At 65.7% G+C, this 14,276-nt stretch carries 12 protein-coding genes; 7 read left to right on the plus strand and 5 right to left on the minus strand.

Annotated features, from left to right (window positions below; all coding sequences use genetic code 11):
- Positions 1-181: 181 nt before the first annotated feature.
- Positions 182-775, plus strand: a complete 594-nt coding sequence (locus OC450_RS16565; protein WP_211382143.1) for a 5-formyltetrahydrofolate cyclo-ligase — start codon at positions 182-184, stop codon at positions 773-775.
- Positions 753-1,577 carry a TIGR00282 family metallophosphoesterase gene (locus OC450_RS16570; RefSeq protein WP_211382144.1) on the plus strand — a complete coding sequence of 275 codons (825 nt, stop codon included), beginning with the start codon at positions 753-755 and terminating at the stop codon, positions 1,575-1,577. The genes OC450_RS16565 and OC450_RS16570 overlap by 23 nt, the downstream gene beginning before the upstream one ends.
- A gap of 199 nt (positions 1,578-1,776) precedes the next feature.
- Here OC450_RS16570 and OC450_RS16575 read toward each other — a convergent pair whose 3' ends face one another.
- The 5 genes from OC450_RS16575 to OC450_RS16595 all read right to left on the minus strand — a co-directional run bounded on the left by OC450_RS16575 (position 1,777) and on the right by OC450_RS16595 (position 9,824).
- Entirely contained in the window at positions 1,777-3,120 is a 1,344-nt protein-coding gene (locus tag OC450_RS16575) for a c-type cytochrome (RefSeq protein ID WP_211382145.1), read from the minus strand.
- Positions 3,117-5,285 (minus strand): xanthine dehydrogenase family protein molybdopterin-binding subunit, encoded by a 2,169-nt coding sequence (locus tag OC450_RS16580; RefSeq protein WP_211382146.1) that lies wholly within the window; start codon positions 5,283-5,285, stop codon positions 3,117-3,119. The genes OC450_RS16575 and OC450_RS16580 overlap by 4 nt, the downstream gene beginning before the upstream one ends.
- A gap of 8 nt (positions 5,286-5,293) precedes the next feature.
- Positions 5,294-5,758 carry a (2Fe-2S)-binding protein gene (locus tag OC450_RS16585; protein WP_211382147.1) on the minus strand — a complete coding sequence of 155 codons (465 nt, stop codon included), beginning with the start codon at positions 5,756-5,758 and terminating at the stop codon, positions 5,294-5,296.
- A gap of 702 nt (positions 5,759-6,460) precedes the next feature.
- Positions 6,461-7,885: a methyl-accepting chemotaxis protein gene (locus tag OC450_RS16590; RefSeq protein WP_211382149.1), complete on the minus strand. Its 1,425-nt coding sequence runs from the start codon at positions 7,883-7,885 to the stop codon at positions 6,461-6,463.
- A 190-nt stretch (positions 7,886-8,075) separates the two neighbouring features.
- Positions 8,076-9,824, minus strand: coding sequence for a methyl-accepting chemotaxis protein (locus tag OC450_RS16595; protein ID WP_262048278.1), 1,749 nt, complete (start codon positions 9,822-9,824; stop codon positions 8,076-8,078).
- 206 nt (positions 9,825-10,030) lie between these two features.
- On the opposite strand from OC450_RS16595, the gene OC450_RS16600 reads away from it, so the two are divergent.
- The 5 genes from OC450_RS16600 (at position 10,031) to OC450_RS16620 (ending at position 14,181) form a co-directional block, all read left to right on the plus strand.
- Positions 10,031-10,777, plus strand: coding sequence for a YebC/PmpR family DNA-binding transcriptional regulator (locus tag OC450_RS16600; protein ID WP_211382151.1), 747 nt, complete (start codon positions 10,031-10,033; stop codon positions 10,775-10,777).
- 141 nt (positions 10,778-10,918) lie between these two features.
- Entirely contained in the window at positions 10,919-11,446 is a 528-nt protein-coding gene (gene ruvC, locus OC450_RS16605; protein ID WP_211382152.1) for a crossover junction endodeoxyribonuclease RuvC, read from the plus strand.
- Positions 11,443-12,060: a Holliday junction branch migration protein RuvA gene (ruvA, locus tag OC450_RS16610; RefSeq protein ID WP_262048279.1), complete on the plus strand. Its 618-nt coding sequence runs from the start codon at positions 11,443-11,445 to the stop codon at positions 12,058-12,060. The genes ruvC and ruvA overlap by 4 nt, the downstream gene beginning before the upstream one ends.
- Before the next feature lie 20 nt (positions 12,061-12,080).
- Positions 12,081-13,115: a Holliday junction branch migration DNA helicase RuvB gene (gene ruvB, locus OC450_RS16615; protein WP_211382431.1), complete on the plus strand. Its 1,035-nt coding sequence runs from the start codon at positions 12,081-12,083 to the stop codon at positions 13,113-13,115.
- A gap of 148 nt (positions 13,116-13,263) precedes the next feature.
- Positions 13,264-14,181 (plus strand): metallophosphoesterase, encoded by a 918-nt coding sequence (locus OC450_RS16620; protein ID WP_211382154.1) that lies wholly within the window; start codon positions 13,264-13,266, stop codon positions 14,179-14,181.
- Positions 14,182-14,276 lie beyond the last annotated feature (95 nt).

The raw sequence follows: 14,276 nt of genomic DNA on the forward strand, positions 1-14,276 counted from the left end.
TTCCTTCCGGTTCGTGCCTGTCGAAATGACTGCGGCCAGTTCAGTAGGTGTCATGCCCCGGCCCGCTCGGGGCATCCAGCACGCCGCGGCCCTTGTGTGAATCACCACCGCCTCTGGAATGCTGGATCACCCAGTGCGCAAGGGCGCACAAGACGGGTGATGACGTGGGGGACCAAAGCACATGACCACCAAATCCGAGCTCCGTGCCAAGGCCCTCGCGGCGCGCGACGCGCTGAGCGAGAAGAAGCGCGCCACGGCCGCAACAAAACTCGCCAGGCGCGGGCTGCCGTTCAAGCTCTTGCCGGGCAGCATCGTGTCCGGCTATTCGCCGATCCGCAGCGAGATCGATCCGATGCCGCTGATGAAGATGCTCGCCGAGGAGGGCGCCAGGCTCGCGCTGCCTTGCGTCACCGCGCGCGGCCAGTCGCTGGTCTTCCGCATCTTTCATCCGAACGACCGCTTGATGATGGGCCCGCTCGGCATCCCCGAGCCGTCGCCGGCCGCGGCGGAAGTCGTCCCCGACATCATGCTGACGCCGCTCGCGGCCTTCGACCGTCTCGGCCATCGCATCGGCTATGGCGCCGGGCACTACGACCACACCTTCGCGCATCTGCGCAAGGCCAAGACCATCGTCGGCATCGGGCTCGCTTTTGCAGCGCAAGAGATCAAGGCGGTTCCGGCACTAGCTCACGACGTGGCGCTGGATTATGTGTTAACGGAATCGGACGTGTTCGATTTCCGGAGTTCTGAAGTTGCGCATTCTCTTCGTGGGTGATGTCGTCGGTCGTAGCGGCCGCAACGCCATCGCCGAATATCTGCCCGGCATGGTCAAGGACTGGTCGCTCGATTTCGTCGTCGTCAACGGCGAGAATTCGGCCGGAGGCTTCGGCATCACGGAAGCGATCTATCAGGAGTTCCTCGATGCCGGCGCCGACGCGGTGACGCTCGGCAATCACTCCTGGGACCAGCGCGAAGCCCTCGTGTTCATCGAGCGCGCCGAGCGCCTGGTGCGGCCCGCGAACTATCCGCGCGGCACCCCCGGCCGCGGCGCCGCCCTGGTCGAGACCAAGAACGGCAAGCATGCGCTGGTCGTCAACGCATTGGGCCGCGTCTTCATGACCCCGTTCGACGATCCCTTTGCAGCATTGGAGCGCGAGTTAGGGGCCTGTCCGCTCGGCATTGCGGCAGATGCCATCGTCGTCGACTTCCATTGCGAGGCGAGCAGCGAGAAGCAGGGCATCGGCTTCTTCTGCGACGGCCGCGCCAGCCTTGTCGTCGGCACGCACACCCATGTGCCGACCGCGGACCACCAGATCCTGTCCGGCGGCACCGCCTACATGACCGATGCCGGCATGACCGGCGATTACGATTCCATCATCGGCATGCAGAAGGAAGAGCCGCTGCGGAGGTTCACGTCGGGAATTCCGTCGGGCCGGTTCGAGCCGGCCGCGGGGGCGGCGACGCTCAGCGGCGTTGCGGTCGAGACGGATGATGCGACGGGACTCGCGTTGCGGGTCGCGCCAGTGCGCGTCGGCGGCAGGCTGGAGCCGACGACGCCGAAATTCTGGTTGAGCTGAATTCCTTTGCGGCACTGACGGTGCACCCTCGCCCCTTGTGGGAGAGGGTGGCTCGCCGCGTGGCGGCGAGACGGGTGAGGGGTTCTCTCCGCACGCGAGTCTCTCACATTTGAATTCGCGGACAGAACCCCTCATCCGGCGCTTCGCGCCACCTTCTCCCACAAGGGGAGAAGGTGCGGTGGTGTTCGCGGCGAAAGATTTACTCCGCCGTCTGCTCCCGCAACTCCGCGACATCCTTCGCCGTCAGCTTCGAGCCCTTGGTGCCGAACCTTCCCGTCACGTAATTCGCCACCGCGGCGATCTCGTCGTCGGTGTACGCGTTGCCAAACGCCGGCATCGACAGCGCGCCGTCGGGCGTATGCCGCTTCGTCCCCGAGATCACGATCTGCGCGACGTTGGTGGCGGCGGGGTCGTTGACGGCCCAGGTGCCGGTGAGCGTCGCCATCGGCGACACCGGGCTCTCGCCGCTCCAGCCGTGGCAGCTGGCACAGGCGCTGGCGAACACCTTCTTGCCGCGCGCATCCGCCGTGACGCCGTCCTTGTGCGAGGCGGGCGCGACGGGAGCCGTGGTGGCGGGCAGATCGGGCGAGGGCTGTGGCGGCACGCTGCGCAAGTAAGCAACGATGCTGCTGATGTCTTCGGGGGCGAACTGGCTAAAACTGTGGTCGACGGCTTCGCCCATCGGACCCGAGGCCGAGCCGTGGCCAGGTGCGTGGCCGAGCGACAGATACGAGACCAGATCCGCGTCGCTCCAATTGCCGAGGCCGGTGGCCCTTTCGGAGGAGACGTTGAAGGCACGCCAACCGGCGGTAATGGCGCCGCCGAACTTCCTGCGGTTGTCCAGCGCGAAGCCGAGATTGCGCGGTGTGTGGCACTCGCCGCAATGCGCCAGCGCTTCGGCCAGATACGCCCCGCGATTCCACTCCGGGCTCTTCGAGGTGTCAGGCGCAAAGCGCGTGTCCGGATTGAACACGGCCGACCAGACAATCATCGCCCAGCGCTGGTTGAACGGGAACGACAGCGTATTCTCGGGCGCCTCGGCGCGCACGGCCGGCAGGCTGAACAGATACGCCTTCACCGCCAGCACGTCCTCGTCCGTCATGAAGGTGTAGGACGTGTATGGCATCGCCGGATACAGCCGCGCGCCGTCGCGGCGCTTGCCGTGCTGGACCGCGCCCAGGAAATCCTGGTCGCTGTAATTGCCGATGCCGGTGTCCTTGTCCGGCGTGATGTTGGTCGAATAAAGCGTGCCGAACGGCAGCTTGAAGGCGAGACCGCCAGCATAGTCCTTCTCGCCGGGCTTGGTGTGGCAGACCATGCAGTCGGCCGCCTTGGCGAGATATTCACCGCGCTCGACAAGGCTTGCCTTTTCGAGTTTGGCCGGCACGCCCGTGGGCTTGCCGGCGCGATAGTCCGCCAGCGCCACTTTCGTGCCGCCGGCGAAGTCGAGCGGACCGGGTCCGCGGATGATCCAGACGCCGAGCGCTGCCACGACGAGGGCGATCACGATGAGGCTTGTGAGAATACGCATCTTGCCGCTCATGCCTTCTTCCCCGCAGCCAGCAATTTCCGATCGATCGGCAGGCGCCGCAGCGCCACGCCGGTTGCGGCGTAGATCGCATTGCGCAGCGCCGGCGGTCCCGCCGTCGTGCCGGTCTCGCCGATCCCGCCGGGTGCCTCGCCGCTCTTGACGACGTGAACCTCGATCTTGGGTGTCTGGTTGATCCGCAACATCCGGTAGTCATTGAAGTTGGATTGCTGGACGCGACCCTTTTCGATCGTGATCTCGCCGTAGAGCGCGGCGGTGAGGCCGAAGATCAATCCGCCCTCGACCTGGGCCACGATCGTATCGGGATTGACGGCGATGCCGGTGTCCACCACCGAGGTCGCACGGCGCAGATTGACCTCGCCTTGCTCGTCGACCTCCGCTTCCACCACCGTGGCGATGAAACTCCCGAAAGACGGCTGCAGGCACACGCCGCGCCCGACGCGCGCCGGCAAGGGCTGCCCCCAATTGGCTTTCTCTGCAGCAAGATTGAGGACGGACAGGAAGCGCGGCTGATTGGCCAGCATGCCACGGCGAAACTCGACCGGGTCCTTGCCCGCCTTGCGCGCCAGTTCGTCGATGAAGCACTCGACCGCAAACACGTTGTTGTTGGGGCCGACCCCGCGCCAGAATCCGGTTGGTATCGCCGGCGGCTCTGCCCGCACATATTCGACGTGGACATTCGGGATCTCGTAGGGCACGTCCGTGGCGCTGTCGACCGCGTCGATGTCGATGCCCTTCTGGAACGCCGGAGGCAGCCAGCGTGCGATGATCGCAGCGCCGGCGATCTTGTATTTCCAGCTGGCGATCTTGCCGCCCGACAAGGTCGCTGCGATCGTGTCGCGATAGACCGGTCGATAGACGTCGTGCTGAATGTCTTCCTCGCGGGTCCACACCACCTTGACCGGACCCTCGACCTGCTTGGCGATGCGGACGGCCGCGACCACCATGTCGGGCTCGAGCTTGCGGCCGAAGCCGCCGCCGAGCAGGTGCTGGTTGACGGTCACCTTCTCGATCGGGAGCCCGGCGGCCTTGGCCGCCTCCGACTGCACGCGCGCCATGATCTGCGTTCCGGTCCAGATTTCGCAGGAGTCGGGCTTGCAATGCACCGTGGCGTTCAACGGCTCCATCGTTGCGTGCGCGAGGAACGGCAGCTCGAACGAAGCCTCGATCTTTTCGCCGGAGGCGAGGCCCTTGGCGATGTCGCCGGTGGATTTGGCGACCACGCCGTCCTTTGCGCTGGCGGCGCGCAAGTCTTCCCAGATCGCTTTCGAATCGATCTTCGCGTTCGGTCCCTCGTTCCACGCGATGTCGAGCGCATCCAGGCCTTTCTTCGCCGCCCACATGTGATCGCCGACGACTGCAACGAGATCGTCGAGCACGACGATCTGCCGCACGCCCGGAATCTTCCTGGCGGCATGGTCATCGACCTTGCCGACCTTGCCGCCGAAAACCGGGCACTGCGCCAGCGTTGCGAACTTCATGTTCGGCACGATGGCGTCGATGCCGTAGACCGCCTTGCCGTTGACCTTCTCGGGCGTGTCGAGCCGCTTGAACGGCTGGCCGATATAGACGAAATCCTTGGGGTCCTTGAGTGGGACGTCCTTGGGCGGCGTCTGGCCGCTTGCGGCAGCCGCAAGCGCACCATAGCCAAGCGTCCGGCCGCTCGCCTTGTGGGTCACCTCACCCTTCGACGTCGTGCAACTGGCGGGATCGACGCCCCATTGCGCGGCCGCGGCCTGCACCAGCATGGCGCGCGCGCTGGCGCCGGCATCGCGCAGCGGCTTCCAGAACGCCCGGACCGACGTGGAGCCTCCGGTCGCCTGAATGATGAAAATGGGATTGCCGTAAAGCTTCTCGTTGGCGGGTGCGTGCAGCAGCTGGACCTTCGCCCAGTCGGCGTCGAGTTCCTCTGCCAGGATCATCGAGACCGCGGTGTAGATTCCCTGTCCCATCTCGACTTGCGGCATCACCAGCGTCGTCAGACCTTCCGGGTCGATGCGGATGAAGGCATTCGGCGCGAACTTGTCATCGGTCTTGTCCTCCGGCTGCACCGGTTCGTTGACGGCGGCGCGGAGCGGCAGATGGAAGGCGAGCAGGAAGCCGGTGGCGAGGCTGCCGGTCAGAAGCGTGCGGCGGGAGACGCTGTTGTGCGCATTCATGGCGGACCTCACGACTGACGGCCGTTGGCGGCCTGCTTGATGGCCTCGCGGATCCGCACATAGGTGCCGCAGCGACAGATGTTGCCGGCCATGGCGGCGTCGATGTCGGAATCATCGGGGTTCGGCGTTGCCGCCAGCAGCGCGGCCGCCGACATGATCTGGCCGGACTGGCAATAGCCGCACTGGACCACTTCGGCCTCCAACCAGGCCTTCTGCACCTTCGCGCCCGCCGGCGTGGTGCCGACATGCTCGATGGTGGTGATGACGCGGTTCGCGACGGCGCTGACCGGCAGCACGCACGAGCGCACCGCCTTGCCGTCGACATGCACCGTGCAGGCGCCGCACTGCGCAATGCCGCAGCCGAACTTGGTGCCCGTCATCCCGAGGATGTCGCGCAGCACCCACAGCAGCGGCATGTCCGGTGGCGCGTCGAACGATTTCGTTTCGCCGTTGATGGTGAGAGTAGTTGCCATGTGCATCCCCTTGCTCGGCGATCGCTTGCGGCGATCATCTCGGCGAATTTTTCCGCGCGACCATAATCATAACGACGCGAAGCGATGAAGCGTCGAAATTCCCGGCAATGCATATTTGCGCGGGTAGCGCGTCAGGCCATGACGTTCACGAATTTGTGCGGCGATCGCAGCAACGGTTTTGGGCTAATTGATATGATAATCGTCATGTTTTGACGCTTTTTCGTCGTGCATGCCGTTGGTCATCGCACTCGATCGTGCGAACGCGCAAAATCATGCGAAGTCGAAACTCGTGCGATTCGAAAAGTCGGGCACGACACATCCTCGCTTGCGGCCATCCTTCGAGACGCCCGCCGACGGCGGGCCCTCGGGATGAGGATCGAGTGTGCGGACGCAATTTGAAGAGCACCAATGCCAATCAGCCTCATCCTGAGGAGACCGCGAAGCGGTCGTCTCGAAGGACGAGGCGCTTGCTCAGGCCTCGCCAAGCGCGAATGCGATAGACCCACCTTGCGGGCGAGGGCCTGTGGCGGCGCATGTTAAACTTCGGAATACTAGCAATATGCGCCTGTGTTGCCCGACGAGTCAAGCTGCGTCATGGGCTGCCGGCGCAAGTCGTTGATCTCCCACGCTGCGGCTACTGTGCATGGGGTTGTTTTCGAGCTTTTTGCTTCAGGGACGTCGGAGCGCCATCGCCAGCAACCGTCAGCTCTGCCGGAAGCCCATCCGGAAAGCGCCCCAGTGCTTGCCGCGGATCATGATCGGTGAGGACAGATCCTTCATCAGCACGAACTGCCCGCCGCCCATGTCGCGGCGATAGGTCTGGAGCAGGAACGGCTTGGTGTTGGCCGCGACCTTCTTCACCGCGCGGTCGGTGAACAGGCGGCGATTGCGGCAATTGGCGTTATTCCAGACCGGGTCCTTGCCCTGCGGCAGGCGGTAGTTCGGATTGTGCGTCGGCAGATAGCCGCCCTTGGCCCAGGCGACGCAGAACACGATGCGGGAATCGGATTTCTGGATCGGGTCCTGGATCGCGGGAAGCACGCGGTCGGTGAAGTCGACGTAGCTGGTATTGTACTGCTTGGGATCGGTGCCGGCGATTTCCCGGTAGTTCTCGTCCATGAGCTGGTCGAGCGAGATCTCGCCGCGGTCGATCGCGGCCTCGAACTCGTCCGAGATCCGCTTTGCGGTCTCGACGACGACGCGAATCAGCGGCGCATCCGACGTCTCGACGCCGCTGTCGGCGATCAGCGCGATCAGCGCTTCGGACGTGTCGAGCAATTTTGTCACGCGCTGATCGGCGTTCTTGAGATCGCGCGAGGAGAGGTCGACGCCCTTGGCGAGCTCGTTGAGCTCACCGATGACGATGTCGCAGTGTCCGAGATTGGAGGTCGCCGCGCGCGTGACGCTGCCGATCTCCGCTTCCACGGAGGCGAAGCCCTGCTGGACCCGCGAGATGATGCCGGAGATCTGCTGGGCGCCTTCGCCGGCGGTCTTGGCGCGCTGTGAGGCGTCGCTGCTCTCGCCGATCAGGCCTTCGATCTGGCCGTCGAGATCGCGCACGGTGTCGGAGATCTGATGCGTGGCCTGGCGGGTGGCTTCCGCGAGGTTCTTCACCTCGCTTGCGACCACCGCGAAGCCGCGGCCGGCATTGCCGGCGCGTGCCGCTTCGATGGTGGCGTTGAGCGCGAGCAGATTGGTCTGCTTTGCGATCGCCTCGATCGAGCCGGATACCTTCGCCACCTGCGCTAGCGCCGAGCCGACGGCGCTCAAGCGCGCCTCGATCCGCTCCACCGCCGCGACGAGTTCGGCGATGTGGCTGACGGCGGTGTCGACGGCGCCGCGCGACTGCGCGATCTCGCCGACCGCCGCTGACGTGGTCGATTGCACCGCCTGCGATGCATTGGCGATGTCGTGGTTGGCCGAGACCATCGTCTCGGCGGTCTTCTGGAGGTGATGGAACCGTTCCGACTGGTTCGAGACGCGGTTCGCGACTTCCTGGACGTTGCCGGCAATGTCGGCGAGTTCCACGCCGAGGCCGCCGATGCGGTCGGCGAGCTGATCGATCAGCCGCTCGGCGAGTGTCCGGTTGGAGCCGGTGTCCAGTACTGCAAGTTGTACGACGGACATGTCTTGAGAGTCCTCCAGTCAGAGCCGTTCGCCGGCTCACCGCGGCATTCCCATTCCAATCCCAACCCTAAAGGATGATTCGCGACCGGCGTCTTGCCTGAGCGTGCACTCGGGCACAATTCGCGCCCTGTTTCTTAGGATTGAGCATGAACTTGTCGAAAAAACGCTGCATGGTTTTTCGGGTCGTGCTCTAGAGCTTGTAGGCCGTGCGAAATCCACCCCAGTGCCGGCCCTGCACGCGGATCGGGACGTCGATCTCGCGCATCATCACCGTGTTCCCGTTGCCCATGTCGCGCGCATAGCTCTGGATCAGATACGAGCGCAGGTTGCGCGCGGCAGCCAACCCAGCCGGATCGTTGAACATCCGCCGGTTGCGGCTGTTGGCCGTGTTCCAGGCGACGTCACCCGGCCGCTGCGGATGCGAATAGATCCTGTTGTGCACCGGCAGGAAGCCGTTGCGATCGACCATGGCGCAGAACGCCATGCGCGGGTCCTTGGCCAGGAAGGCTTCCTGGAACGAGGGCAGCGCGCGATCGGCCCAGTCCAGATATCTGGTGCGGTATTGCTGCGGATTGGTTGCGGCGATCTCGGCGTAATCGGTGTCGAAGAGGTCGTCGATCCTGACGTCGCCGCGCGCGACCGCCTGCTCGAAGATACCGGTCAGCGCGCTGCCCGCCTCCATGGCGCGGGTGACGAACTCGGTGTTTTCTTCGTGGATCGACCAGAGCCTGTCCTCGATCTTCTCGTTGAGCTCGGCATTGGGACCGACGAATTGCGCGCGGGCGCCGGCCTTGGATTGCTCGACCACGCGCAGGCGGCAGGCGCCGACGTCTTCGAGCGTGCCTTCGATCATTGCTTGCGGTGCAAGGCGGCCCGCCTCCGCGCCGCCGATCAGCACGCCGTCCATCGCGATCTCGTAAACCGGCCATACGCCGCGCGCGGTTTCGAGCTTGAGATGGCAGGGCAGTCGCTCGGTCTTGCGGCGATCCTCGTTCTCGCTCTGGCGGAGCAGCACGGCGCAGCGCGATTTCAGTTTCTGCGCGAATGCGGTGACGGCCTTGCCGGCGCTGGCGACGTTCTCGCCGTGGGTCTCGGCCGCCTTGGTCGCAGCATCGATCTCGGCCGCGCTTTCGCCGACCGAGATGATGAACTCCGACGCGCTTGTCGCGTTGCCGGAGACCTCGCTGGTGGTGGCGTTCTGTTCGGCGACCGCGCCGTTGACGGTCTCGAACACCGGGCGGATTGCCTCGATGGCCTGCGAGATGCGGTGGACGGCATCGGCTGAGCCGGCCGCGTCGCGCTGCAGCGCGTCGATCTTTTTGGTGATCTCTTCCGTCGCGCCCTGGGTCTGCACCGCGAGTGCCTTGACCTCGGTGGCGACGACCGCAAAGCCTTTGCCCGCAGCCCCCGCACGCGCGGCCTCGATGGTCGAGTTGAGCGCAAGCAGCGTCGTCTGCCGCGCGATCTGCGCGATCAGATTGACGACGTTGCCGATGGCGGCCGAGGACTCGCGCAGCCGATCGACATTGGCGCGGGCTTCCTGGGCTGCGGCGCTGGCCTCGTCGGCCAGCTTGCCGGCCTCGCGAACCTGCGCCCCGATCCCCAGCGCCGACTGGGTGAACTTGTCGGCGGCATGGGCAAAGGTGGAGGCGGTCGACTGCGCAGCGTTGGTCCGGCCGGTCAGGGCATCGGTGCGGTCGCGAATGGCGGCGAGCGTCGTGGCCGTCGCCTCGGCGCCGCCAGCCACCGAATTGGCGGCACGCTCGAGCTGGCGAATCATCGCTCCAAGCTCGAGTTCCAGCAGTTCCAGGATTTCCTTGGCAGAATCCGCGTCGACGGCCGCAGCGGGTTCGGAATTGGCCGCAGGCTGCGCAGCCTGCGGGGCTGCCGCGGGCGCAGTCATGTCCGGCAGACGCTTCCGAAATAGTCCGAACGCCATCAGGTCTCTCTTGTCGGGGGACAGTCCGACGCTATTTTCGCAGGCTGGAATGAAATCAGGGTTAACGAAGCCTGACATCTAGGCACAAGACAGTAAGGTGTTACCTTAAAGTCGTAGAGCCTCTTTCTTTCCGGTGGGGGCGCGGCTTATAACGCCGCGCTTCCCACGCTCATCTTTTGGCGCACGATTCCCTAGAGAAGACACGCATGGCCGGACATTCCCAATTCAAGAACATCATGCACCGCAAGGGGCGGCAGGATGCCCAGAAGTCGAAGCTGTTCGGCAAGCTGGCGCGGGAAATCACCGTCGCGGCCAAGCTGGGGACACCCGACCCCAACATGAACCCGCGCCTGCGCGCGGCGATCATCGCGGCGCGTCAGGAGAACATGCCGAAGGACAATATCGAGCGCGCGGTCAAGAAGGCGCTCGGCAGCGAGGGCGAGAACTACGACGAGATCCGCTACGAGGGCTACGGTCCCGGCGGCGTCGCCGTCATCGTCGAGGCGCTGACCGACAACCGCAACCGTGCCGCTTCCGACATCCGCTCCTTCTTCACCAAATCCGGCGGCAATCTCGGTGAAACCGGCTCGGTCTCCTTCATGTTCGACCGTACCGGCATCGTCGAGTACGACCGCGGCGTCGCCTCCGACGACGCGGTGCTGGATGCCGCGATCGAGGCCGGCGCCGACGACGTGATCTCGGGCGAGAACGGCCACGAGATCTATGCCTCGACCGAAGGCTATCGCGACGTCGCCAAGGCGCTGGAAGCCAGGTTTGGCGAGCCGCGCAAGGCCGCGCTGATCTGGAAGCCTCAGAACACGGTCGCGGTGGACGACGAGACCGGCGAGAAGCTGCTCAAACTGATGGACCTGCTCAACGAGCACGACGACGTCCAGAACGTCTATGCCAATTTCGAGGTGTCGGACGCGCTGATGGCGAAGATGGGCGGGTAGGGCGATCAGGGCGATCGCGTGGACGGTGCGCTCCCTCGCCCCGCTCTTGCGGGAAGAGGCGAAGAGCAGCCCCCCGCTTTCCCCTGTTACTTCCGTTCTGTTTCTGTTTCGCTCCAAGCAGCCAGCCGCTATCACTGGCCCATGACTGCGCTCCCGATTCGTGGCCCCATTCGCATCATCGGCATCGACCCCGGCCTGCGCCGTACCGGCTGGGGCGTGATCGAGGCCGAGGGCAATCGTTTGATCTATGTCGCCTGCGGTTCGGTGGAACCGCCGGACGATCTGCCGCTGTCGAACCGGCTGCTCGCCATCCACGAAGGGCTTGCGGCGGTGCTGTCCGATCACAAGCCGATGGAAGCCGCCGTCGAGCAGACCTTTGTGAACAAGGACGGCGTCGCGACGCTGAAACTCGGCCAGGCGCGTGGCGTCGCCATGCTGGCGCCCGCGATGTTCGGCATCAGTGTTGCCGAATACGCGCCCAACCGGGTGAAGAAGACGGTGGTCGGCGCCGGCCATGCCGACAAGCAACAGATCGCGATGATGCTCAAGATCTTGCTGCCCAAGGCCGATCCGCCGTCCGCGGACGCCGCCGACGCGCTCGCCATCGCCATCACCCACGCCCATCACCGCCAGAGCACGGCGCTCAGGTTGAAGGTGGTGGGGTTATGATCGGCAAGCTCAAGGGCCTGATCGATTCCTACGGCGAGGATTATGTCGTCCTCGACGTCGGCGGCGTCGGTTACCAGGTGCATTGCTCGGCGCGCACGCTCCAGCATCTGCCGGCGCCCGGCGAGGCCGCAGTGCTGTCGATCGAGACTTATGTCCGCGAGGACCAGATCAAGCTGTTCGGCTTCCGCACCGACCAGGAGCGCGAATGGTTTCGCCTGCTCCAGACCGTGCAGGGCGTCGGGGCCAAGGTCGCGCTGGCCGTGCTCGGCACGCTCGCGCCTTCCGATCTCGCCAACGCCATCGCGTTGCGCGACAAGGCCGCGGTGGCGCGCACGCCGGGCGTCGGTCCCAAGGTGGCCGAGCGCATCGTCACGGAGTTGAAAGACAAGGCGCCGGCCTTCGCCAACGTCGACCCGGCCGTCGTGCACCTCGCCGGTGCCATCGACGACCAGCGCGCGCCGCGACCGGTGGCGGATGCGATCTCCGCGCTGGTCAATCTCGGCTACGGCCAGCCGCAGGCCGCCGCCGCCATCGCATCGGCGTCGCGTAGCGCCGGTGAGGGGGCGGTGACGGCGCAGCTGATCCGGCTCGGGTTGAAGGAGCTGGCGAAGTGAGCGATCCCAAGGCAAACCGCATGGTCACGCCGGAGCGCCGCAGCGACGATGTCGGCGACACCGCGTTGCGGCCGCAGTCGCTGTCCGACTTCGTCGGCCAGCAGCAGGCGCGCAAGAATCTCTCGATCTTCATCGAGGCGGCGCGCAAGCGCGGCGAGGCGCTGGATCACGTGCTGTTCGTCGGTCCGCCCGGCCTCGGCAAGACCACGCTGGCGCAGATCGTCGCGAAGGAACTCGGCGTCGGCTTTCGCGCCACGTCAGGCCCCGTGATCGCCAAGGCCGGCGATCTCGCCGCGCTGCTCACCAACCTCGAGGAGCGCGACGTGCTCTTCATCGACGAGATCCATCGCCTCAGCCCCGCGGTCGAAGAGGTGCTCTATCCCGCGATGGAGGATTTTCAGCTCGACCTCATCATCGGCGAAGGGCCGGCGGCGCGCTCGGTCAAGATCGAGCTGTCGAAATTCACCCTCGTCGGCGCCACCACGCGCGCCGGGCTGCTCACCAATCCTTTGCGCGATCGCTTCGGCATTCCGGTCCGGCTCAACTTCTACACCATCGAGGAGCTGGAAAGCATCGTTACCCGCGGCGCGCGCGTGCTCAATGTCGGCATGAGTGCTGACGGCGCCAACGAGATCGCGCGCCGCGCCCGCGGCACGCCGCGCATCGCCGGCCGCCTGCTGCGCCGCGTGCGCGATTTCGCCTCGGCGGCCGATGCCGACGAGATCGACCGCAAGATCGCCGACCACGCGCTGAGTGCGCTCGAGGTCGACGCCGCGGGCCTGGACGCCATGGACCGTCGCTATCTCACGACCATCGCGACGAACTATGGCGGCGGCCCGGTTGGCGTCGAGACGATGGCTGCCGCGCTCTCCGAGCCGCGCGATGCCATCGAGGACATCATCGAGCCCTATCTCATCCAGTGCGGCTATCTCCAGCGCACCCCGCGCGGCCGGCTGCTCACCTCGCACGCGTTCCGCCATCTCGGCATTGCCGAACCGTCGCGCGATGCCGCGGCGCAATTCGGCTTGTTCGGCACCGACGAGGCCGACGACTGATGCGCACGTCGCGGGCGCCGGATGTCATGAACTTCCGGTAATCTTTTGTGCAGACAGCCTGCACGGAGATGCTATCCGTCTGCACGAGCGCACCCCAATTCCGCTCCAATCGGACCGCATCACCAAAGCGTATCATCACCGGGCCGCCATGATCACGCGCCGTCATTTCTTCCGTTCCATCGGCGGCCTGTCGGCCCTCGGCGTCTCGACCGGGGCCTATGGCGTCGGCGTCGAGCCGCTGCTGCGGCTCGACGTCACGCGCTATCATCCGGCGCCGCGGCAGTGGCCGGCGGATTTTCCGTTGAAGATTGCGGTGATCGCCGACATCCATGCCTGCGATCCCTGGATGTCGCTGGAGCGGATCGAAGCCATCGTCGATCGAACCAACGCGCTCAACGCGGACATCATCGTCTTGCTCGGCGACTACGTCGCCGGTCTGCACCAGGTCACGCGCATCATTCCGGCGAGTGAATGGGCGAGAGTGCTGGCCGGCCTGAAAGCGCCGCTCGGCGTTCATGCCGTCATGGGCAATCATGACTATTGGGTGGACAGGGCCGTGCAGCAGGCAGGGCACGGACCGACCATCGCCCACCGCGCGCTGGAAGCGGCCGGCATTCCCGTCTACGAGAACGACGTCGTGCGCCTGATCAAGGACGGCCGCCCGTTCTGGCTCGCGGGCCTCGGCGATCAGCTCGCCTTCCTGCCGGCGCGGCGCTTCCGGAGCATAGGGCGCTTCGGCGCCGACGATCTCAACGCGACGCTCGCCAAGGTCACCGACGACGCGCCGGTCATCCTGCTTGCGCACGAGCCCAACATCGCGCCGCGCGTGCCGGCGCGCGTCGCGCTGCAACTGTCCGGCCATACCCATGGCGGCCAGGTCCGCCTGCTCGGCTGGTCGCCGGCGGTTCCGCCGCAGCACGGCGTCCGGCTCGCCTATGGTCATGTCCGGTTGAAATGCGACGTCATCATCTCCGGCGGCCTCGGCTGCAGCATCATGCCCGTCCGATTCGGCGTGCCGCCGGAAATCGTCGAGGTGACGCTGGGGCGGGGGCCGGCGATGGCGTAGCCCCGCTTGCGCGGCCGGCCGTTTTTGCGCAAAACGGACCGGTAGCGAAATGCGAAGAGGCTCGCGACGTGACAGCTCATCTCGACGGCGAGATC

The sequence above is a fragment of the Bradyrhizobium sp. Bra78 genome (assembly GCF_024519855.1).
Classification (GTDB): Bacteria; Pseudomonadota; Alphaproteobacteria; order Rhizobiales; family Xanthobacteraceae; genus Bradyrhizobium; species Bradyrhizobium japonicum_G.